This is a genomic window from Paenibacillus nitricinens (genome assembly GCF_052056485.1).
GTDB lineage: Bacteria > Bacillota > Bacilli > Paenibacillales > Paenibacillaceae > Paenibacillus_AQ > Paenibacillus_AQ nitricinens.
Genome location: NZ_CP183948.1, coordinates 5,322,724 through 5,345,744, shown reverse-complemented (window position 1 = coordinate 5,345,744; position 23,021 = coordinate 5,322,724). Strand labels below are relative to the sequence as shown.

The 23,021-nt window shown below is 45.4% G+C and carries 20 protein-coding genes; 15 read left to right on the top strand and 5 right to left on the bottom strand.

Annotated features, from left to right (window positions below; all coding sequences use genetic code 11):
- Positions 1-177: 177 nt before the first annotated feature.
- The gene (locus ACN6KS_RS23875; RefSeq protein ID WP_094874234.1) at positions 178-942 is read left to right on the top strand and encodes a DUF421 domain-containing protein; all 765 of its coding nucleotides are present in this window, start codon (positions 178-180) and stop codon (positions 940-942) included.
- Positions 943-947: 5 nt separating this feature from the next.
- Here ACN6KS_RS23875 and spoVB read toward each other — a convergent pair whose 3' ends face one another.
- The gene (gene spoVB / locus ACN6KS_RS23870; RefSeq protein WP_440960644.1) at positions 948-2,543 is read right to left on the bottom strand and encodes a stage V sporulation protein B; all 1,596 of its coding nucleotides are present in this window, start codon (positions 2,541-2,543) and stop codon (positions 948-950) included.
- A gap of 196 nt (positions 2,544-2,739) precedes the next feature.
- Here spoVB and ACN6KS_RS23865 point away from each other — a divergent pair, with 196 nt between their 5' ends.
- The 6 genes from ACN6KS_RS23865 to ACN6KS_RS23840 all read left to right on the top strand — a co-directional run bounded on the left by ACN6KS_RS23865 (position 2,740) and on the right by ACN6KS_RS23840 (position 9,496).
- Positions 2,740-2,991, top strand: coding sequence for a post-transcriptional regulator (locus ACN6KS_RS23865; protein ID WP_042191115.1), 252 nt, complete (start codon positions 2,740-2,742; stop codon positions 2,989-2,991).
- A gap of 227 nt (positions 2,992-3,218) precedes the next feature.
- Complete coding sequence (secD, locus tag ACN6KS_RS23860; RefSeq protein WP_060621905.1) at positions 3,219-4,469, top strand: protein translocase subunit SecD; 1,251 nt, start codon at positions 3,219-3,221, stop codon at positions 4,467-4,469.
- Positions 4,459-5,358, top strand: coding sequence for a protein translocase subunit SecF (secF, locus tag ACN6KS_RS23855; RefSeq protein WP_094874236.1), 900 nt, complete (start codon positions 4,459-4,461; stop codon positions 5,356-5,358). The genes secD and secF overlap by 11 nt, the downstream gene beginning before the upstream one ends.
- 165 nt (positions 5,359-5,523) lie before the next feature.
- The gene (locus tag ACN6KS_RS23850) at positions 5,524-6,474 is read left to right on the top strand and encodes a cation diffusion facilitator family transporter (protein WP_094874237.1); all 951 of its coding nucleotides are present in this window, start codon (positions 5,524-5,526) and stop codon (positions 6,472-6,474) included.
- A 29-nt stretch (positions 6,475-6,503) separates the two neighbouring features.
- Positions 6,504-8,906, top strand: a complete 2,403-nt coding sequence (gene recJ, locus ACN6KS_RS23845; RefSeq protein ID WP_440960643.1) for a single-stranded-DNA-specific exonuclease RecJ — start codon at positions 6,504-6,506, stop codon at positions 8,904-8,906.
- Between the two features lie 71 nt (positions 8,907-8,977).
- Entirely contained in the window at positions 8,978-9,496 is a 519-nt protein-coding gene (locus ACN6KS_RS23840) for an adenine phosphoribosyltransferase (protein WP_094873659.1), read from the top strand.
- A gap of 208 nt (positions 9,497-9,704) precedes the next feature.
- Here ACN6KS_RS23840 and uraA read toward each other — a convergent pair whose 3' ends face one another.
- On the bottom strand, positions 9,705-11,018 hold the full coding sequence (gene uraA, locus ACN6KS_RS23835; protein ID WP_094873661.1) for a uracil permease: 1,314 nt from the start codon (positions 11,016-11,018) through the stop codon (positions 9,705-9,707).
- Positions 11,019-11,324: 306 nt separating this feature from the next.
- Between uraA and ACN6KS_RS23830 the strand changes: the two genes are divergently transcribed.
- A complete protein-coding gene (locus tag ACN6KS_RS23830; protein WP_042132407.1) occupies positions 11,325-13,505 on the top strand; it encodes a RelA/SpoT family protein in 2,181 nt (726 codons plus the stop codon).
- 20 nt (positions 13,506-13,525) lie between these two features.
- Positions 13,526-13,969, top strand: coding sequence for a D-aminoacyl-tRNA deacylase (gene dtd, locus ACN6KS_RS23825; RefSeq protein WP_094873663.1), 444 nt, complete (start codon positions 13,526-13,528; stop codon positions 13,967-13,969).
- A gap of 203 nt (positions 13,970-14,172) precedes the next feature.
- Here dtd and ACN6KS_RS23820 read toward each other — a convergent pair whose 3' ends face one another.
- The 3 genes from ACN6KS_RS23820 to ACN6KS_RS23810 form a co-directional block, all read right to left on the bottom strand.
- Positions 14,173-14,937 (bottom strand): TolB family protein, encoded by a 765-nt coding sequence (locus tag ACN6KS_RS23820; protein WP_341135529.1) that lies wholly within the window; start codon positions 14,935-14,937, stop codon positions 14,173-14,175.
- Positions 14,938-15,424: 487 nt separating this feature from the next.
- Positions 15,425-16,888 (bottom strand): sensor histidine kinase, encoded by a 1,464-nt coding sequence (locus ACN6KS_RS23815; protein WP_440960642.1) that lies wholly within the window; start codon positions 16,886-16,888, stop codon positions 15,425-15,427.
- A 2-nt stretch (positions 16,889-16,890) separates the two neighbouring features.
- On the bottom strand, positions 16,891-17,583 hold the full coding sequence (locus ACN6KS_RS23810; protein WP_094873669.1) for a response regulator transcription factor: 693 nt from the start codon (positions 17,581-17,583) through the stop codon (positions 16,891-16,893).
- 278 nt (positions 17,584-17,861) lie between these two features.
- On the opposite strand from ACN6KS_RS23810, the gene ACN6KS_RS23805 reads away from it, so the two are divergent.
- From ACN6KS_RS23805 to aspS, 6 genes are all read left to right on the top strand, one after another.
- Positions 17,862-18,017: a hypothetical protein gene (locus tag ACN6KS_RS23805; protein WP_440960641.1), complete on the top strand. Its 156-nt coding sequence runs from the start codon at positions 17,862-17,864 to the stop codon at positions 18,015-18,017.
- 148 nt (positions 18,018-18,165) lie between these two features.
- Positions 18,166-18,675 (top strand): type 1 glutamine amidotransferase domain-containing protein, encoded by a 510-nt coding sequence (locus ACN6KS_RS23800; protein ID WP_440960640.1) that lies wholly within the window; start codon positions 18,166-18,168, stop codon positions 18,673-18,675.
- 43 nt (positions 18,676-18,718) lie between these two features.
- Positions 18,719-19,168: a hypothetical protein gene (locus ACN6KS_RS23795; protein ID WP_094873673.1), complete on the top strand. Its 450-nt coding sequence runs from the start codon at positions 18,719-18,721 to the stop codon at positions 19,166-19,168.
- Between the two features lie 366 nt (positions 19,169-19,534).
- On the top strand, positions 19,535-19,660 hold the full coding sequence (locus ACN6KS_RS23790; protein ID WP_256990000.1) for a hypothetical protein: 126 nt from the start codon (positions 19,535-19,537) through the stop codon (positions 19,658-19,660).
- Between the two features lie 197 nt (positions 19,661-19,857).
- The gene (hisS, locus tag ACN6KS_RS23785) at positions 19,858-21,111 is read left to right on the top strand and encodes a histidine--tRNA ligase (protein WP_440960639.1); all 1,254 of its coding nucleotides are present in this window, start codon (positions 19,858-19,860) and stop codon (positions 21,109-21,111) included.
- Between the two features lie 81 nt (positions 21,112-21,192).
- Positions 21,193-22,971 (top strand): aspartate--tRNA ligase, encoded by a 1,779-nt coding sequence (gene aspS / locus ACN6KS_RS23780; protein ID WP_440960638.1) that lies wholly within the window; start codon positions 21,193-21,195, stop codon positions 22,969-22,971.
- Positions 22,972-23,021 lie beyond the last annotated feature (50 nt).

The window sequence follows — 23,021 nt, the reverse complement described above, 5'->3', positions numbered from 1 at the left end:
TATTCATTGTATGGGAAGGCTTGCCCCAATAGTACAAGAATGGGCATTGCAGCCTTTTTACCATTAATTAATAGGTGAGCTTCCGAATGTTCCCTGTGCTGAGCGGTCAGAATAGGGTTACATTAATCCGCCCGAGAAAACAAGTCTGCGGGTGAGAGTGGAGGGGAGCGAAGCTATATGTCCCAGCATATCACTACCCATATTTTCTTGACCGTGCTGATGTATTTCTTCATATTCCTGTGCATGCGTATCATGGGGAAGAGGGAAATCGGTAAGCTATCTGTATTTGATCTAACGATCTCAATTATGATTGCTGAGATTGCTGTTTTTGTGATTGAGGATATTAATCGCCCGATTTACGAAGGTCTGGTTCCGATGGCCACACTGGTTATTATTCAAGTTGTGGTTGCTCAGCTCAGTCTTAAGAGTAGAAAGATTCGGCTGTTAATGGACGGCAAACCGAGCATACTTATTTCTGGAGGCAAGCTGCACCGGGGAGAAATGCGTAAACAAAGGTACAATATTGATGATCTGCTGCAACAATTGCGTGGTCAGAACATCGCTAGTCCCGCTGATGTGGAATTTGCGATTTTAGAGCCCAGTGGTCAGCTCACCGTTTTCGAGAAAGACAAGGGAATGTCATCTTCCAATCAGACAGGCAATAGCAGTTCAGTTGCTGAGAACAATAAGACCGAAGAGGAAGCAGATGTAAGCAGTCAGAAAGTTAAGCTGCCAAAGAACAAAATCAGATATGAAGGGCTTCCTATTCCACTGATTATGGATGGAAAGGTCCAGGATCAAAATTTAGAGATGATAGGGAAAACAAGGTTCTGGCTAAGAACTCAGATCCGCCAAAAGGGAGTATCCGATTTTCGGGATGTTTTTCTTTGCTCCATAGACCATAAAGGCCGAGTTTATGTTGACCGTTTGGATAATCGATAACCATTCTAAAGCCAACGCTTAATGAAAGGCAGTCGATCCAAATCACGAAGGGAAATAAGGCCAGCTAATAGACTGAGACCGAAATACAGGGCCATTCCTACCGCAGAGGCAAATAAAAATTGAATCCATTGTGCTTCTGCAATGGGAATGGAGATGTATACATAACGCACGCCTGCTCCCATAATGATCATTGCACATAAGGTTTTAATGGTATCGGTTATTCGTAAGGATAATGAAATTAGACTGACTACACTGTACCCGTGCAGAAGAGTAACAAGAACGCTGTTCACAATAATGGCGATGATTGCGCCGTAGATTCCGTATTCTGGCTGTGAAGCCAATATAATAATCAGAATGATTTTGACTACTGCCCCAATAAGAGTATTGATGAGTGCCCTTCCCGGTCTGTCCATTGCTTGAAGTGCAGCTTGTAAGGGGGCTTGAACATAGATGAACAAAGCGAAAGGGGCCATTAGTTTTAGCATAGGAGCAGTGTCCGGATTTCCGTATAACAAGTTGCATAGTGGGACTGCTAGTACATACATAAGAACAGCAAAGGGAGCCCCTGTAACAAGAGCTAGTCGAAGCGCTTGATGCATTCGTTTGTGAATGGTAGGCAGGTCCTTTCTCGCGGCAGCCTCGGACAAGGATGGAACCAAAGAAACCGCGAGAGAGGAAGTTAACGCTCCGGGAAGCAACAGTAAGGGAATAACCATTCCCTGTAAAGACCCATATTGAGCAGTCGCGGCGGCTGTTGCGATTCCGGCTAGTGCAAGACTACGTACGGTAATTATAGATTCCAGTAGATAGGAAAAAGAACCGACAAGCCGGCTTGCCGTAACAGGAATTGATACACCTAGTAAACGCCTTAGTATGGGAGAAGTTGATTTTACGGTATCTGGATCAGAAGGTATAACTTCCTTCTCAATCATTTGCTGTTCTAGGATGGGGGTTGTTTTTTTATCCCTTTTCGTGATGACATAATATTGCCACAGAATGGCTAACATTCCGCCAATCTCTCCTACCGTTACGCCTAGCATCGCCCCTGCAGCTGCAAAAGCGATTCCTTTGGGTAACAGCAGCCAAGAGAACCACAGCATAAAAAATATTCGCACGATAGACTCAAAAACTGAAGAAAGTGCAGAAGGAATCATGTTCTGCCTACCTTGAAAATAACCGCGGTATATTGCAGATACAGCAACAATTCCAATCATTGGGATCATGGCAATGAAAGTATAATAAACTCTGTGGTCTGTTAAGATCACATTGGAGACCCATGAAGCACTGACCAGCGCAACAATGGTAAAGAAGATTCCTAGTCCGACACTAAGAGTAAGGCCAGTCCGTAAAATTTGCCGCGATTTCTCAGGGCGGTTCTCTCCCTCTGCTTCGGCTACCATCTTTGCAATTGCTAGGGGAAGTCCGCCTGTAATAACAGTAACCAACACGATAAAGAATGGGTACGCGAGCTGATATAGACCCACACCTTCTGCTCCAATGATGCGTGGCAAAGCAATTCGGGGTATAAATCCAAGCATTCGATTAATGATGCCGGCGGCAAGCAAGATTAAAGTTCCTTGTATAAAGCTCTGTTTCCTCAAAGGTCACGCCTTCTTCCCCAAATGAAATGAAACGCTGGCCAACTTGTCTATTCTTATGGATATGCTATACCCCTGTCCCGGCATGCCTTGTTTTAGTAGTTGTAACTTTTTGTGACGGAAGGAGGAAAGCAGAGAACTTGGGTCGAATACCTATGGTAAGCATACGAACACGAGCGTTCTTTGGAGGTGTCATCACGTGGAATCGGAACAGTGGAATCATGATCAACATAGCGAAGAAATCGAAGCCATGTGCCGCAGCAAAGCTGAAGAATTCCGGCTCCTCGGCTATGAGTATGTAACCAGCAAGGATATTTGGGATTGTATCAGTCGTAATTATGATAAGGACGGAATGCCCCCCTTGCATAAGCTGGTAAATGATATTTATTCCTTAAAAGCCAATAGTTACATGACTTATTTGACTCTTGCAGCTTATCGGGGGTTGAACTGAACAATAAACATCTCGCTTCTTTTCTTTGCGAAAAGCCTTATAAAGCAGTAAAGTAAGAGAATAATAATAACTTCACATCTCCTATATAAACGGATGTCTTGCTGATATGGGCAGGGGCGGCCGTTTCTTTGTGTGAGTATAGCTATGACTATGCTGTGAATTGACGGTCATTTCACGTGTAGCTATAATAGGAATATTGAGTGAATGAAAGGGGAACTAGCTAGAGCATGAAGAGACTAATGGGCTTTATTATTACCGTGCTCGTTTTGACAGGCGTCATGGCATTTACTACTCCTGGACTGCTGGACAAGGTTAGACTTGGTCTTGACCTGAAAGGCGGATTTGAGATTTTGTACCATGCAGAGCCTATGGAAGCGGGAGCAGCGTTGTCCCGAGCTTCACTGTTGAAAACAGCAGAAAGTTTGGAGAAACGGGCCAATGCGCTCGGAACCAGTGAACCAGAGGTTACAACTGAAGGTACTGACCGTATTCGTCTGAAAATTGCAGGCGTTACTGATGAAGCCGAGGTTCGTAAGAAGATGAAGGAGCCTGCAGTTCTGACTTTCCGTAGTGCTGCTGAAGGTGACGCTGAAGGTACTTACAGCAAGATCGAACTGGTAGGTAGTGATTTTGTTGAAGGTGCGGCAGAGGTTGGACGGGATAACCTGAATCAGCCAATCATCAGTATCAAAATAAAGGACAAGGATAAATTCGCAGAGATTACGAAACGACTCTTAGGAAAGAATCTCGCAATTTATTTGGATGAGAACAAGCTATCTGACCCTACGGTACAAGCAGTACTTACCGACGGTAGTGCGTCTATTTCCGGTCAGTATACAATTAAAGAAGCACGTGAACTGGCTGACACTATTAATCTGGGTGCGTTGCCACTGAAACTTACTGAGAAATACTCCCAAAGTGTGGGTGCAACACTTGGTAAACAATCGCTTGATCAAACGATCAAAGCCGGTCTTTTGGGTTCTTTGATTATTCTTATCTTCATGATCGGTATGTATCGCTTGCCAGGTCTCTTGGCTAGTTTTGCACTGATCTTGCACACATGGCTGCTAATTGTAGTCTTTGTCTTTGCAGACTTCACATTGACGTTGCCTGGTATAGCCGCATTTATTCTGGGTATAGGGATGGCCGTCGATGCCAATATCATTACAAATGAACGGATAAGGGAAGAAATGCGCAGTGGTAAAAGTGTGCTTTCCTCTGTTAAAGCAGGTAATAAATCCTCTTTCCGGACAGTAATGGACTCCAATGTCACAACTGTTATTGTGGCAGGTGTCATGTTCGCCTTCGGTACAGGTGCAGTCAAAGGCTTCGCATTGGTGCTGATCGTAGAAATCGTACTGAGTATTGCCACGAATCTTTATTTCTCCCACTGGTTGCTTAGCCAGCTTGTTAAAGCCGGTAAGCTGAACAAACCGAAGAGTTTCGGTGTTAAGGAGAGTGATATCCGTGCGCTTTAAGAAAGAGCTTGATTTCGTACATTTGAGTAAATATTTCTATATTTTTTCCATCGCCCTTACAGTGGCAGGTTTGATTTTCTTAGCAACGTTTGGATTGAATTATAGCGTTGATTTCAAAGCGGGATCTAATGTTGATATCTCTCTGTCTAAGAATTTGACATTGGAAGAGGTTAATTCAGCAGTTGAAAAATCCGGGATTTCAAGTGAGCCAAGCATTACGTTAGGGAGTGAACGGGTCAACGTTCGTTATGATCAAGTGCTCGATGAGCAACAAGATGAAGCTCTTAAAACAGAGATCTTGAAGCTTGACGATAAAGCATCGTTTGAGATTAACACTGTGGATACAGAAATGTCTAAAGAACTTGCACGCAATGCGATCTATGCGGTTCTCATTTCTTGTCTAGGGATTATCATTTATGTAAGTATTCGTTTTGAATGGCGGTTTGCATTGGCAGCTATTGTTGCATTGCTTCATGATGCTTTTATGGTCGTTGCTATCTTCTCCATTTTCCGCTTGGAAGTGGATTTGACGTTCATCGTAGCGGTGCTTACGATTATCGGTTATTCCATCAATGATACGATCGTTATCTTTGACCGTATCCGTGAGAATTTACGTTTTGGTAAACAGAAAACTTACGAAGATTTGAAAGAGCTTGTGAACAAGAGTGTGGCTCAGACCCTTATGCGCTCTCTCTACACAGCATTTACCGTATTTATCGCGGCGTTCTTCCTGTTAATTCTTGGAGGAGAGTCCATCAAGATGTTCTCGCTTGCGATGGTAATCGGATTGCTCTTCGGAGCGTATTCCTCAATCTTTATTGCAAGTCCGCTCTGGTTACTGCTTAAGAAGCGTGAGAAGATAAAGGTAAAAAGCCCGGCTAAAGGGTAATGTCTCAAGAAAAATAACATGGCTACACTTGAATGAAAAAAACATCAACTTTATAATTTAAGAAAGCCGCGTCAAATGCGACGCGGCTTTCGAAATCTTTGGGGTAGTATGTCATGTGTATTGTATCATCATGAGATTACTTGCTAGTGGTAAGGGGGGCCTCGTATGAATAAAGAACGATCACCGCAAAGCAAGACGGTTGCTTGGACAGGGATCATCAGCGATGTTACTTTGGCAGTAGCTAAGGGGAGTTTTGGCTATATTTCAGGTAGCAAGGCATTAATGGGCGATGCATTATATTCGGGAGCAGATGCTGCAGCTAAATTGGCGGATATTCTCCCGTGGCGCTCTGAACAAAGCAGAAAGAGCAAGCAGCGGATAGAAGAGCGACGAGGGAATAAGGAGCCGCTTTTAGCTATACTTTTTTCGGTATTAATTCTTATGGGGGGGCTGCAGATCGCCTTCTCTGCAATCCGTGACTTAACCGAGGGACAGTCATCCACTCGCGGAGAACTTGCACTTGTAACTGTCTTGCTATCTATTGTACTTAAAGAAGCTGTATTTCAATATCAATATCGGTACTTTAAAAAAATAGGGGATGGCAGTCACGCTGCTTATGCCAATAGTCATCGTTTCAGTTTGTATACTTCTATCACAGTATTAGTAGGGATATCGTTATCAATGGGGGGGACCTATTGGCATCCTCTACTCTACATGGACCCTATTGCTGCACTTTTAACAGGATGCTTAATTCTACGTAAAGGTTATCTGCTCATTGTTAATACTGTTAGTGTTAAGAATGCGCAGGAGCTACCTTCTGAGGAAGCAGCTAATTTTATTGAAACCGTACAACGTGTTCATGGTGTTATTCGTGTAGAACATTTGAAGGCACTTGAGCAAGGGAATTATGTGAATCTGCAAGTGAAGATCAGTGTAAATCCGCGTATTACGGTGATGGAAGCACAGGATATTTCAGAATGTGCAAGAAAGTTGCTGCAGCACAGGTTTGTTCATGTTGGTGAGGTACATATGGACGTAGTTCCTTATGATCCCGGTTATCCATACAAAAGTAATTATGAATTGGCGGATAATGATATTCCGACGCTGCTTCAGTAGTCCGCAAGGTGAAAGAAAGGTGAGCGCTATTGCTTTATTCAAAAACAAGATGGCAATCTCCGGCAGCCGATCCCAACGTCGTAAGGGATATGGCCCGGAGCCTTTCTATTTCTCCGCTCTTATCCTCACTATTAGTGACTAGAGGAATTGATACGCCACATGAGGCTCTATCGTTCATGGATGGCGGTGTGGAAGCTCCGAATGATCCGTTCCTTCTAAAAGGGATGGCCGAAGCGGTTCCCAGAATTAGAAAGGCTTTAAAAGAAGAAGAACATATTCTGATTTACGGTGATTATGACGCTGACGGTGTGTCCAGTACAGCATTAATGATTCATTTGCTGCGTTACTTGGGCGCTTCCTTTGATATTTATATCCCGCACCGTTCTAATGAGGGCTACGGGCTGCATAATCATGCATTGGATTGGGCTTTACAGCAGGGGGTATCCTTGATCATTACTGTAGATACTGGCATTAGCGCCTATCATCAGATTGCTTACGCTAATGAACTCGGGATTGATGTGATTGTTACGGATCACCATGAGCCTCCAGAGCTTCTCCCAGAGGCTTATACGTTAATCAATCCGAAGCTGCCCGACTGCCCCTACCCGTTCAAGGGATTAGCGGGTGTAGGGGTAGCTTATAAGCTCGCCCAGGCTATGTTAGGGGAGGAAACTCCAGATGAGTGGGCAGAGATAGCTGCTATAGGTACTGTAGCGGATTTAATGCCGCTGCTGGGTGAGAATCGTGAGATTGTTCGAAACGGTTTGGTCAGTATGCGAAATTCTCGATTCCCAGGTATCCGTGCTTTACTCGGTGTTAGCGGCGTGACCATGAGTACTGTGAGTGCGGTTAATATCGCTTTTGGAATGGCGCCTCGTATCAATGCGAGTGGTCGTCTGGATCATGCTGGACGGGCAGTGGCGTTGCTTACAACTGAGCATGCTGATGAGGCTGAGCAACTGGCTGGGGAGCTTGATCTGCTTAATAAAGAACGCCAATTGGTTGTAGAAAGAATTGTAGTGGAGGCCACTGCAAAACTGGAACAGATGACTCAGGGTGGAGAAATACCAGACATCATAGTTCTTGCTGAACAAGGCTGGAATGTGGGTGTGGTAGGTATAGTGGCTTCCAAACTACTGGAGCGTTACTATCGGCCAGTGATTATTCTGGATATTCATCCGGAGACCGGCATGTGCAAAGGTTCTGCCCGCTCTATTCCTGGACTTGATATATATGCGGCGTTATCCTCTTGTTCTGACTTAATGGATCATTTCGGTGGTCATCCAGCAGCCGCGGGAATGAGCCTGCATCGGGACGGCTTAGAAGCCTTCGCTGCGGCATTAAATGAATACGCTGCTACTGTGTTAACACCGGAGCATTTCGTGCCTGTTACTTCTGCTGATGCAGAAGTGTCGATTTCTGATTTGTCCCTACAGACCGCGCTTGAATTGGAAAGGCTTGCACCTTTCGGGATGTCGAATCCATTGCCAAAGTTCATCATTCGCGGGGCTACAGTGAAAGAGACACGCACCATGGGGCAAGACGGAAAACACTTGAAAATCGTCTTGCAACAGGGAAAGAGCACGATCGAAGCCTTAGCTTTTGGTAAAGGGGATTTGGCTAAGCTGCTCCCTGTGGGCACCCCGATCAATGTGCTGGCTGAACTGTCGATCAACGAATGGAATGGCTCGAGGAAACCACAGCTTCTGCTACAGGATTTATCAGTCCAGGATGCTCAATTGTTTGATCTTCGTGGTGCTGCTGACGCTGTACGGCAGGCTGCGCATATTAGAGAGCTGCTGCTTCCCTATAGTGGTGCTGGCCCATATCGTGCCGCAGCAGTGTGTCAGAGTGGACGTACGTCTCCGCAGACTGAATTGATAGGAATGTCCTTCTGGGTATATGATAAAGAAGCTGGCATTAGCGCCGCTATTAAGGATGATTCGATTCAGGAATCAGGGCATGTCTCACTGTTATGCCTACTGGATATGCCGGAGACTCCTGAACAACTTGACGCATTACTAAAGGCTTTTCCTAATGCTGATAATATTGCGCTTTTGCATTCTATAAAGGATGGCCGAGAACGACTTATCATTCCGACACGGGATCATTTTAAAATACTCTATAAATTGCTGGCTTCGATCACTGCTGTTGCGACGCCAGAACATGAAGTGCTGCTGCGGCTAAGTCGACAATCCTCATTAAGTATTCGAATGCTAAGTAATATGCTAGATGTGTTTGAGGAGCTTGATTTTATCGAAAGAAGTCAAGGAAGTGTGACCTTTATTACGCAGCCTGCAGCTAAAAGCCTTACAGCATCAAGACATTTTGTCAGACTGGGGCAGATTGCGGAAATGGAGCAGTATTTCATGGAAGGTAGCTTGTCTGAACTGCAGGATTGGATGTTATCACGCCGTTTAGGCGTATCATAATTACGAAGTAAGTTTTGTCGAACCGAACTCAAAGTAGCCTATGCTAACAAAACTTTTAGGAGATGAAAAATTTGGATTTTAAAGATAGTATTCGTGTGATTCCTGATTTCCCAAAAGAAGGTATTAGCTTTAAAGACATCACCACTTTGCTAAAAGACGGTGATGCATATCGCCAGGCCATTGATGCCCTGAAAGCACTTGTATCCCACTTAGAAATCGATGTGATCGCTGGACCGGAAGCACGTGGTTTTGTAGTTGGCGCACCTCTCGCATATGCATTGGGTGTAGGTTTTGTGCCAATTCGTAAGAGTGGTAAACTGCCGTATGAGACGATCGAGGTTGGATATGATCTTGAATATGGTAAAGATACACTTGCTGTTCACACGGATGCCATTAAGCCTGGACAAAATGTACTGATTGCTGATGACTTGTTAGCAACAGGAGGTACTATAGCTACTTCGGTTAGCCTTGTGGAGCAGCTTGGCGGTAAAGTGGTAGGCGCAGCGTTTTTGATTGAATTGGTTGAGCTTGCTGGACGTAATAAGCTTTCTGGAATTGAAGTTATGACATTAGTTGATTACGAAGATTAATACGATATAATTGTCTTTTCCCGGGAAATAAATCGGGATTTATGTATCGAATCATGTGGAAAAGTGCAAACAACAGCAATTCTCTGTCACTACTTGCGGAGGGTTGCTGTTTTTCAATTTTTTGGTCAAAAGAGACACAAAAAAAAGACTGCTCAATCCATAAAATGGATCTGAAGCAGTCTTTTTGAATGATTAATTCATAAATAAATTAGTGAGCTGCTTTATCGCTTTCTCCACCTTCATTTGACAGTCCAAGAACTTCAATGAGTTTGAAGAATAAGGCTAGAACGATACCAACAATTGTAGCTAGAGCCATACCACTGAGTTTTACGCTACCCATAGTAAGGGTTGTACCACTAATTCCGACAACAAGCACCAACGTAGCCATAATCATGTTAGTAGCTTTGGAAAAATCAACTTTTTGCTCTACGAAGATTCGCAGACCGGATGCGGCAATTACACCGAACAACAGTAGTGATACGCCGCCCATTACAGGTGTCGGTATGTTAGCGATAACGGAGGAGAAAGTACCAGAGAACGATAGCAGAATTGCAATCACTGCTGCGCCACCGATCACATATACAGAATAAACTTTAGTTAATGCCATAACCCCGATGTTCTCACCGTAGGTTGTATTTGGAGTAGAACCGATAAAACCGGAGATAATTGTAGATATCCCGTTACCCATCAGAGATCGATCAAGTCCAGGGTCTTTAGCCAGATCTCTGCCAACAATATTGCTGGTTACAAGTAAGTGTCCAATATGTTCAACGATTACTACTAGCGATACTGGGATGATAGTCAGGATAACATTCCAATCGAAGGATGGAGTAACAAGGGTAGGGTGCGCTAAAAAATTCGCATTAGATATTGCAGCCGTATCGACCATTTTCATAATATAAGCTAAACCATAACCAGTTACGATACCGATGAGGATGTGAATGATCTTTGGGAAACCTCGGAAGAGTACAGCTCCAATTACGGTTACGCCCAGTGTCACCATAGAAAGCGTGATTGCTTTGCCATCTGGAGTCCAGTCTGCAACTGCAACACCTTCAGGGGCAATAAGTCCTGCCATTCGCGCGGCAACAGGCACAAGTTCAAGTCCGATCGTTGCTACGATAGCTCCCATTACTGCTGGAGGAAAGACAACATCGATCCATTTTGTTCCAGCATAACGGATGATTAAAGCAACGAGCACAAAGATAACACCAGTGATGATGAAAGCGCCCAAAGCAAGAGAGTACCCTTTCATATGATCATCTTTATGATCGGCAAGTACTGATAATACGGGGGCGATAAATGCAAAGCTGGAGCCAAGGTAGGCAGGTATTTTACCACGGCAAATCCAAATGTATAGCAGTGTGCCGATACCGTTCATCAGCAAAATCATGCCAGGGTCAACCCCGAACAAGTTAGGCACTAGCACTGTACTGCCAAACATGGCGAACAAATGCTGTAGGCTTAATAGAAAACCGGGGCCCCATGGAAGTTTTTCATTAACTTGAATTTCGCGTTGCAATGGAGTTCACTCCTCTTTCTTAATGGATATGATGTTGTCCAGCGAAAATCCGCCTTTACTAGATTAAATAGAACGGGACATTTTTACAACAACATTTTCACAAGTGTTATTAATTTGTCCGATTTTCATATCTTTTACTTCTTGAATACCATGAGATGGCAAGTGTTGACGTAATCCTTCGTAAGCGTCATAATTATAGACAACTTTGAACAAGAGCGTAAGTTGCTTGCGAAATGATTGGAACCTGCAGATTTCAGAATGATTGCGGGTTCATTTTATTATAGAAAGGAAACGGATACGACGAGAATGGGCATAGAGCGATTAATTGATAAGGCTGGCGCCTATATAAAAGATAAAGATCTTCTCCGCATCCGGGAAGCTTATGAATTTGCCGATCAGGCTCATCACGGGCAGATCCGCAAGTCGGGGGAGCCATACATTCTGCATCCGCTGGCGGTGGCAGATATTGTCGTCAATATGCAAATGGATGTTATATCTATTGTTGCGGCGCTTTTGCATGATGTTGTGGAAGATACGACGGTCTCATTGGAACAAATCCGCGCGAAATTTGGCGATACCTGCGCGATGCTTGTGGATGGCTTAACTAAGCTGGAACGCATCCGTTTTCGCTCAAAGGAAGAGCAGCAGAACGAGAATTACCGTAAGATGTTTATTGCAATGGCTCAGGATATCCGGGTCATCGTTATCAAACTAGCGGACCGACTGCATAATATGCGTACGTTAAAGTATCAATCTGAAGAGAGCCAGCGTCGTATTTCTTACGAAACGTTGGAGATTTTCTGTCCTGTGGCTGATCGACTGGGGATTTCCGCGATTAAGTGGGAGATGGAGGATATTGCGCTTCGTTACTTGAATCCGCAGCAGTATTATCGCATTGCTAATCTGGTGCATAAGAAGCGGGCAGAACGTGAGCAATTTATCGACAGTGTAATTGGCCGTATTCGTGCCAAGCTGGATGAAATGGGCATTGAAGGTGATCTTTCAGGTCGTCCGAAGCATATCTACAGCGTCTATAACAAAATGAGTACGAAGAACAAACAGTTTAATGAGATCTATGACCTATTGGCCATCCGTATCATTGTGGATAATATCAAGGATTGTTATGCAACCCTCGGAATTATTCATACCCTTTGGAAGCCAATGCCAGGTCGATTCAAAGATTATATAGCTATGCCCAAAGCGAATATGTATCAATCTTTGCATACTACAGTGGTAGGTCCTGGTGGAGAGCCAACTGAAGTGCAAATTCGCACTTGGGAAATGCATCGCACGGCTGAGTACGGGATCGCAGCGCACTGGGCATACAAAGAAGGAACCAGCAATAATGTGAATCCAGAGAATCGGATGCCTTTTTTTCGGGAAATATTGGAGCTGCAGCATGAGGCTAAGGATGCCGAAGAGTTCGTAAAATCACTCAAAATGGATTTTTTCTCGGATCTCGTGTTCGTATTTACGCCTAAAGGCGAGGTTATTGAGCTTCCTGCGGGCTCTGTACCGCTTGATTTCGCTTTCCGTATTCATACGGAAGTGGGGAATCGCACAATCGGTTCTAAGGTGAACGGGCGAATCGTGCCGCTGGATCACAAGCTGAAGACAGGCGATATCGTTGAGATACTGACGTCTAAGCATTCTTACGGACCAAGCCGCGACTGGCTCAAGATTGCCCAATCCTCACATGCACGGAGCAAAATTAAGCAATGGTTCAAAAAAGAAAAACGTGAGGAAAATGTCGAAAAAGGTCGCGAAGCGATTGAACGTGAGCTGAAGCGTCTGAATGTCGAGGTTTCTGAGTGGATTTCCGATGAGAAACTATTAGAAGCTGCGAAGAAATTCGCTTTTAATGATGTTGAGGATATGTTATCTGCAGTTGGCTTTGGTGGAATTACCGCATCGCAGATTGCTTCCCGTTTGACAGAGAAGCTGCGCAGAGAGCAGGAAGAAGCCGCTAATCACTTAGAGCTCACCTCAGAGATGAAAGAGATTAAGTCTTCCGGCGAAAAACGTAATCAACCCACCAATGGCGTAAGTGTTAAAGGAATTGAGAATTTGCTCGTTCGTTTTGCACGATGTTGTAATCCGGTGCCGGGTGACGATATTGTAGGGTATGTTACACGGGGCCGGGGTGTATCTGTACATCGCCAGGATTGTCCTAACATTCCGGGTGAAGGTGATGGAGAAGAAGCGGCAAGAGTGATTGAAGTAGAATGGGAAGGTACGATGGAAGCGAACTACAGTGTGGATATTGAGATTACAGGCCATGATCGTAATGGACTACTCAATGAAGTGCTGCAGGCAGTTTCCGAGAGTAAAACGAACATTTCTGCAGTCACTGGGCGCTCTGACAAGAATAAAATGGCAATGATTCATATGACCATTCTCATTCGTAACACGGAGCATCTGCAATCCGTTGTAGATAAAGTGAAACGAGTCAAGGATGTATATACAGTGAATCGGATCATGCAATAGGGCAAGGAGCGAGTAGTACGATGAGAGTTGTAGTACAGCGTTGTAAGGACGCCAAAGTAACCGTGGATGAGACAGTGACCGGAGAGATTGGCAAAGGTTTGATGCTGCTTGTTGGCGTTACGCATGAAGATACAGAAAAGGATGCCAAATATTTGGCGGATAAAATAGCAGGACTACGTATTTTTGAAGATGATGCTGGTAAAATGAACTACAGTGTTACAGAGACTGAGGGAGCTATTCTTTCAGTGTCCCAATTTACTCTTTACGGGGATTGCCGTAAGGGGAGACGGCCGAATTTCATGGGAGCAGCAGCACCTGCGGAGGCCGAGCGACTTTATGATTATTTTAACCAAGAGCTTAGAGCTGGAGGACTTCAGGTAGAGACGGGCGTATTTGGAGCGATGATGGATGTATCGCTGACCAATTGGGGCCCGGTTACTCTTATTTTAGATAGTCGCAGTTAATAAGAAATTGTCGAAAATTGCTTCTGTATTTATTAGGACCTTAACATCAAAAAAATCAAATTTTAAAAGCGTCCAACATAATTAGTCATGACTAATATGTTGGACGCTTTTTTTGTTATTGTAATATCCGTTCTCCGTTGGTGTAATCAATATAGTGATTTTAATTTGGCATTTCGCTGTCATTTTTTTGAAATTTGACCTACTTACTTCAACATAAGCCGATAAGTCGTCAGCTTGGGCTTGTTATCCACAAATGTGCTCGTCGAGACCATTATTTGCTTGCCAGAAGGGCTCCAGGCGACGGTTGCGACATCCTGGAAATCTCCGAGCTGCTCGATCTTGCCGGTCTTTGCATTCGCAACGTAGACACCGTTCATGCCGTCCTTGTCCTTGTTATACACGGCGAACGCCAAGTACGAGCTATCCGGGGACCAATCGAAGGCGTACATCTGAGTCGTCACGGTGAGCTTAGTCTGCTGCGAGGTGTCGTTCGAGTTCATGAGGAACAGCGTGCGTTCCGTATCCCCCGTACTCTTCAGCATGGCCAACTGATTGCCGTCAGGTGACAGCGACATTCTCCAGACGGATTTGTCCACGATCGTCTCTTTCTTCGTCTCCAGATTGTAGGCCGACAATGTGTTATCAAGACTAGGGTTGACGTAGAAGAGCGTATTTCCGGTTTTTGCTGCATAATCGAATATGATGTTTTTATCTTTGCTAAGCAATACCTCGTCTTTACTGTCTGTCCCAACCTGTAGAATAGCACCCTTACCGTTGCCGACGATCAGATGACTGGAGTCTGTCCACTGGCCCCATTCCTGTCCGCCCTTATCCTGATCCGTGACTAGTCGGCTAGTTCCGGTTGGCACATGTACAAGGACACCGCGGCCACCGTCCATCATGAACGAGGTATTTTCATGGAAAAAGACATATTGGCCGTCCGGCGAGACTATCGGACTCTCATGCACGCGGTCTTCGCTTGGTTTCAGCGCCTTGACCTGTTTCGTTTTCAAATTGTAAATGTACAGCTGGGCAGGCTTCATCGGACCGGAGTCAGAATCAATCTTCTTTGCGTCCGGATTCGTCTGGGCAATTAACAATTCGTTCTCGTTCAGCCAATCTTGCGCATACAGGCCGTCAAGTCGCTCGAGTTGATCCATGGTGATTGATTTATCGGTTTGCGAATCAGGCTTTTGCGGCTTGTTCTTGTCGATGACTGTAACTGGTGGGCTATTAGTTGCTGCACCGCCGTTATTCTGTGTTGTGCTGCTGCAACCTGCGATCCCAACCGCTAGTAATACGATCCCAACTTGTTTTATCTTCATGATTGATGTATCTCCTTCTAAGTTGTGTTATAAATCTGATAAGAGTGTACCAACAGGATGTCTCCACAATATTTCGAATTGTTTCCAAGTTGTAAACGTATCGAGACTTGGCAGAGGGAGAAGTTGGGACTTATACAGAATCATGATGATAGAGAGGAAACTGTACTTCAAACATGCTTCCAGTGGTGTCCGACCGTTTCAATTGTATGATTCCTTTTTGCTTCTCCACCCATTGCTGAACGAGAGCAAGTCCCAAGCCACTTCCTCTCGTTTCTTTTGAACGCGCCTTGTTCGCGGTGTAGAAGGGTTCAAAAATACGTTCCTGGGATTCAGAAGGAATGCCAATTCCCGTATCAACAATTTCTACCTTTGCCTGATTCTGTTCGGTATACAATCGAATATTGACGCTTCCACCGGGGACGTTGTATTTGATCGCGTTGTCCAGCAAATTAATGAAGATGTGTATTAAACTCTCGCGTTCCGCCCATATGGTGGCTGGTACTGTGTGAAGCTGAAAGGTTAGTCCGAATTTGTCGGCCTTGCCTTTCATCAGAGAGACCAGCTCGTCCAGCACGATATCAAGTGACACGGCTTCAGCCTGGTATTCGAATTCGTACTTCTCGAGTGAGGCAAGGCGCAGCGCGTTTTCCACTAGCTTGTGTAGTCTAGACGATTCCTTGCGAATGCTTTCAATCGCTTGCTGAAGCAGTAAAGGATCATCTGGATACAGCTCCAGTAGATCGGCATATGCAGTAATAGAAGTGAGAGGTGTCTTAAGTTCATGACTAATATTATTAATGAATTGCTTCTGTTGCTGCTCCAACACTTGCAGCTTGTCTACGACAAGCGATAGCTTCGCTTTCTCCGTTTCTAACTTCTTCATGCTCGATTCGATCTCACGGCTCATCCTATAAATGCCCTCGCTTAAGTCGCCAAGTTCATCCTTACGGACTAGCGGTGCATGATCAATATACGCTCCTGCTCCAATGTTGTTCGCCGTCTGCTTGAGCCGAGTTATAGCTTTAGATTGTCGGTAGACATAGAGGAAGCCAAGCAGGAAGCTGGCTAACAGAACGATGGAGCCGGATAGGAGGAACATTGTTTTTGTCTGCCGGTAAAAGGCGTGCAGCTCGCCCACGGGTTTCTGGAATTCGGCTACAGCGATCATTTGTTCCTCGAACATGAGGGGTGTGAAATAATATAGCACGTCCTGAACGTCCGAATAAGCGATCTTGCCCTGGAGTGCATACTGCAGCGCATCCGGCAGAGCAGGGGAAGGAACGAGAGGCAGTGAATTCCCGATCTCGACACCGGTCTCATCGTACAGGCGGACATGCAGTCCGTTGGATTGCCCTAATCGATTGGAAAGATCCATGCCACGATATTTCATGAATGCCTTCAAGCTAACCTGTTCCCCGGACAAGTAGCTCATCTTCACCGTCAATTCGGCGCGGTTCGTCATCTCCGCCATTTCACGCTCTAGTCCAATGCGTTGGTTGTGACGGATACTGCGTAGTACTAGCACACTAAGTACGCTCACCGTGAACAACAGGAGGCCAGCGAGCAGCAGGGAGAACTTCCATCGTAAGCTCACCTTCATACGGACTCCCGGGTGGCCTTGTAACCTACTCCGTATACGGTCTGGAGCAGATGTTGACCTTTGTCGCCAAGCTTACTACGGATGCGCTGTATATGAATGTCGACCGTGCGTGTGCCCCCGTCATAGTCGAGCCCCCAGACAAGATCCAGCAGTTCCTCGCGCGTGTATACCCGTTCCGAATGGAGGACGAGCAGGTGTAGCAGCTCGAATTCTTTGGGCGTCAGCCCCACCTTCTCACCCGCCACCTGTACGTCTCGATGTGACGGATTCACTGTCACCGCACCAATCATGATTGGACTGTCGGAGGGAGCATGTTCCACGCTTTTCTCGACACGACGGTGCAGCGCTCTAACTCGGGCGACGAGCTCCCGAATATCGAACGGCTTGGTCATATAATCATCAGCCCCCAGCTCCAGACCAAGTACTTTGTCTACAATGTCGTTCTTGACCGTGAGCAGCAGGATGCCAATCCCTCTCCGGTTCTCCAGCCGACGGCACACATCATAACCAGACAGCCCTGGCATCATGACGTCCAGTACGAACACTTGCGGCTGGAACGATTCGGCAAGCCTAAGCGCGGCTTCGCCGTCAGCGGCCGTTTCGACCTGAAAGCCTTCCCGCCGCAGTGCATAGGCGATTGCTGTCACGATAGAGTATTCATCGTCTACGACTAGCACTCTTTTATCCATGCTATTAATTATTTCCACCTCGCTACAGTTGTCTTGATACGCCTATTCTACATATTGCGCTCAGCAAAAGCGAACCCATTGGGGGAGCACAAACCCAGATCAAACAGTATAGCCTAAATTCCAGTAAGCCTCCTTTTTCTGATGGCTACAAGTGTCCTGCGCCTAAAAGTCTGCTTGTTTCTGTTGTGTTGTAAGTAGATACTTGCGCGGATAGACCCTCTTGGAGCTGGATAAACTAAAGGTAGATAGTTATCCCGCACGATGCAAGGAGCTTAGCAATGAGACATTCACAGAAGGCATGGGTATGGAGAAGTATCCCGGTACTAGCGATAGGGAGTCCCGTAGAAGCCTATGCATTAGCCAAAAAGCCGGAAGATGAAATTGAATCTCAGGTGATTAAAGGAAGAAGCCGTAATCGCTTACCGCGTACCTGAAATGGGTGGTGGAGGCGGCTTTTTGATGCGGTTAGCCGGGGATATTTTCTGATTAGAGGTTAGAAATCATTGGGATAAGGGTAATAGACGACAAGAAAGATCAATAAGTACCTATTCATTTGCACAAGCAGAGAGGAGAACTTATCACATGAGTAATGTTGCATTTTTACTAGCTAATGATTTTGAAGATTCTGAGATGAAGGTCCCTTACGATGAAGTTATAAAGGCAGGACATCACGCTGACATTATTGGTTTAAAGAAAGGTGAGACCTTACTGGGCAAAAAGAAGGAGGTCTCCTACGCAGCCGATAAAGCTATAGCTGACGTTGAAGCAGGTAATTATGACGCGATAGTAATTCCTGGAGGCTCTTCCCCAGAAAATTTACGGCAAAATGCAGATATTTTGAAGTTTGTGAAAGAAGCAAACGAAGCTGGTAAGCCTATCGCTTCTATTTGCCACGGACCCCAAATTCTGATCAGTGCAGACTTGCTCAAAGGACGTACCATCACCTGTTATCCTCCGTTGAAAGATGATGTTGTGAACGCCGGTGCGGAGTTTAAAGATGAAGAAGTGGTAGTTGATCGTAATTACATTACTTCACGTACCCCGAAAGATGAGCCTGCCTTCGTTCGTGAAATTTTGAAGGTCCTGAAATAGCAATTTATAACACTGAGTCTTATAATCTAAGGAGGTAATGGTAATGACCAGAAAAATCCAAGCATATTTTAGAACGGAAAATGAAGCAGAAGGTGCTAAAATAGCATTGATTAGTTATAAGGTAGATGGCTTGGAGGTATGGCCGCTCACGGATCCTATTGGGGAAGATCGTAGAATTCTGTTTCCGATAGCCCCGTTTAGTAATACGACGTTAGCCGCTGGTACAGTAGGGACGCTTGGAACGGGTAGCACTCCGGCAGCTGGAGCTATGTTGGCCCCTGGTGTTGCCGCCTCCGAAACGCGTGATGAACCTGAGACCCATTATAGCGTGGATGAAGACCAGCTTAGTGCGGATGTAGCAGATGGTGAGCTCGAAGATGGGGATTTAAGTGAACTTCGTTATGTGATGGACCTAAGTGTCGCAGAAGAGAATTATAATGAGGTTGTGGAAACCCTTCGGGGCAAAGGGGCATTTGTGGAGCAATTTGATTAACAGCAATCTATTAAAATAAACCGCTTTCATGAATGTAATATAATCGTAATATTACATACATGTTTCCTTAATAAAGCGTGTTTATAATAAAGACATGACCCCCTTTTTAATAATATATGATGATGGACCTGCAGCATTCGGCTGCAGGTCATTTTTTTTGTAACAGTTGAAGTTAAAGGTCAAAAGTTGAAAGTTGTCGAATTTTTTATTCAGCTTCGCATTTCCTGCCTTGACTTTAGCACAGTAGTTCAGTAGAATTTAAAAATATACGATTTTATCATATGGTTTTGATGACGGGAACAAGTAATTCGAGGACCCACAACGCCAGAGAGGAATCCCCTGTAGATTCAGATGATATCCAGTACAATGGATGATCTATCGTTTCTGCTTGGCTGCAAGGATTCTGTTGATGAGCGAATGAATGACCTCCCCGAGAACGTACGGCGAAAGTGGGCAATGCATATTGCCGCGATCAGTAGCCGTTATGCGTAGGCGGGCGTTAACCGCTTTGAGCGGATTCAGAATGGTTCTGGTCCGGAATGTGGGTGGTACCACGGGTGTATTATTGGTTATGATAATCCCTCGTCCCTGTTTTTTATAAACAGGGCGGGGGATTTTTTGTTTTGTTTAGCCTGATGAAGTGATGAAGAGAGCAGATTTAGAGGGGTATTTTTTAGGAGGGATAGACTGTGGCTAAAGAAAGATTCGAGAAACCTACAGGAACGCAGGATGTGCTTCCGGGAGCTGTGGAGAAATGGCAGTATATTGAGGGGAAGGCTAGAGATTTATGCCGTCGTTTCAATTACCGTGAAATCCGTACACCGATGTTCGAGCACACGGGGTTATTCGAGCGTGGAGTAGGCGAAACAACGGATATTGTAGAAGGCGAGATGTACACTTTCAAGGATAAAGGCGATCGTGATCTGGCGCTTCGTCCAGAAGGAACGGCGGGTGTCGTTAGAGCTTATGTTCAGAACAAGCTTTACGGTGAACCTGATGTAAGTAAGCTGTATTATATCGGACCTATGTTCCGTTATGAGCGTCCACAGGCAGGCAGATATCGTCAATTCCATCAGTTTGGTATTGAGGCTTTTGGAGCTGTGGATCCGGCTATTGATGCGGAAGTAGTATCCTTAGGCTATCAATTCTATAAGGATCTTGGCCTTAAGGATGTAAGAGTGGAAATCAATTCTGTCGGTAACGCACCTAGCCGTGCAGCTTATCGGGAGAAACTATTGGGTTTCTTAAGACCTATGAAGGATACCCTTTGCAGTGACTGTCAGCGTCGTATGGAGCGTAATCCGCTTCGCGTGCTGGATTGTAAGGTCGATCAAGATAAATTTACAGATGCGCCTTCCATTTTGGATAGTCTGGACGAAGAGTGCACCGCTCATTTTGAGAAGGTGAAGATGCACCTTGATATCATGGGTGTGGAATACACCATTAACCCTCGCCTTGTAAGAGGACTGGATTATTACACGCATACAGCGTTTGAATATAAAGCAGCAGGTATTGGTTCGATTGATACCGTGGGCGGCGGAGGCCGGTACAACGGTTTGGTTGAAGAAATTGGTGGACCGGATCAACCGGGTATTGGTTTTGGGATTGGACTTGAACGAATTCTCCTCATTTTGGAGGATCAGAAGGTAGAGCTGGAGACGGCGAAGCCACTGGATGTGTACTTTGTAGCTCTCGGTGAAGAAGCTGATATCGAAATCTCTAAGCAGCTATATATTCTGCGTAGCCAAGGGTACTCAGCAGAACGTGACTACCTAGGCCGGAAAATGAAGGCACAGATGAAATCGGCAGACCGTATGTCGGCACGTTATACTGCGATTCTTGGCGAAGATGAGCTGAAGAATGGTGTGATTACCGTGAAGTCGATGAACACAGGGGAGCAGCGCACCGTGAAGCTGGAAGAGCTGGTTCAGGCACTAGTTTAGACCATCTGACTAACGTCTTAGGGTGACTGTATAGAGAAAGATTAAAAATGTATTTTTAACCATGAAGGGGAATGATAAATTATGCAAAGAAGTCATCAGTGTGGACAGTTAACACCAGAACATATTGGACAGACGGTAACCTTGAACGGATGGGTGCAGACCCGCCGCGACCTCGGGGGCGTACTATTTATTGATCTGCGTGACAGAAGCGGTATTGTGCAAGTTGTATTTAACCCAGACTACTCTGGCGAAGCCTTACAAATTGCTGATAAGGTTCGTAGTGAATACGTTCTGGCTGTTAAAGGTAAAGTTGTTAAACGTGATGAGGAAACCGTTAACCGCAACCTGCCAACAGGTGAAATTGAAGTGCAAATTACGGATATCGAAGTGCTGAACGCAGCTAAGACACCTCCGTTCTTCATCGAAGATGGTGTGGAAGTAGACGAGTCTCTGCGTCTCAAATATCGTTATTTGGACCTTCGTCGTCCAGAGATGCAAAGAACCTTGCTGCTCCGCTCGAAAGCTTCTAAGATTTTCCGGGATTTCCTTGACAGTGAAGGATTCATCGACGTTGAAACACCGATCCTAACTAAAAGCTCACCGGAAGGCGCGCGTGATTATCTGGTACCAAGCCGTGTGCATGAAGGCGAATTCTTCGCATTGCCGCAATCTCCACAAATCTACAAGCAATTATTGATGGTGGGCGGCGTTGAGCGCTATTACCAAATTGCTCGTTGTTTCCGTGATGAAGATTTGCGTGCTGACCGTCAGCCTGAATTCACTCAAGTCGACATTGAGACTTCATTCCTGTCACAAGATGAACTGCTTGGTATGATGGAGAAGCTGATGCAGCGTCTGTTCAAGGAAACTGTAGGCGCAGATATCGAGCTTCCGTTCCAACGTTTGACTTATGCTGAGGCTATGGGCAAATACGGTTCTGACAAACCTGATCTGCGTTTTGGATTAGAGCTTGTAGAAATGAACGATATTGTTGCTACTAGCGGTGTTAAGGTATTCGCTTCTGTAATCGAAAAAGGCGGCGAAGTGAAATGTCTAAACGCTAAAGGCTGTGGCACTTGGACTCGTAAAGAAATCGATGAACTCGGACCTTATGCTGCTCGCTATGGCGCGAAAGGTTTGGCATGGATTCAAGTGAAAGACGGCGAATTCAAAGGGCCGATTGTGAAATTCTTCTCCGAAGAAGAAATTGCGGCTGTGAAGGAGCGTACAGGCGCTGAAGAAGGCGACCTTCTCCTCTTCTCCGCTGATAATAAAAAGGTTGTAGCAGACGTTCTAGGCGCCCTTCGTGTTAATATTGGACGTCAGCTCGGTCTGATTGACGATAATGTGTTCAAGTTCGCTTGGGTTACAGACTTCCCGCTCCTTGGATATGACGAAGATCAGAAACGTTATGTAGCAGAACACCATCCGTTCACTCGTCCGCGTGAAGAGGATCTGCATCTATTTGACACAGATCCAGGTGCGATCCGTGCACAAGCTTATGACATCGTTCTGAACGGTTATGAAGTAGGCGGAGGCTCCATGCGGATTTACAAACGCGAAGTGCAGGAGAAAATGTTCGAAGCCCTTGGATTTACGAAAGAGGTTGCTTATGAGAAGTTCGGCTACCTGATGGATGCGTTCGAATATGGTACACCTCCACACGGCGGTATCGCTTTCGGTTTAGATCGTCTGGTTATGCTACTGACCGGTCGTACAAATCTGCGTGAAACCATCGCATTCCCGAAAACGGCAAGTGCAACAGACCTGCTTATGGATGCACCTTCGCCAGTAGATGGTTCACAATTGGAGCAGCTGCACATTAAGCTGGCGCTTAAACCGAAGAAAGAAAAAGAATAATTAACTAATCGAAGCGGGCGAGGCAGATTTCTGCTTCGCCAAAGCTTTTG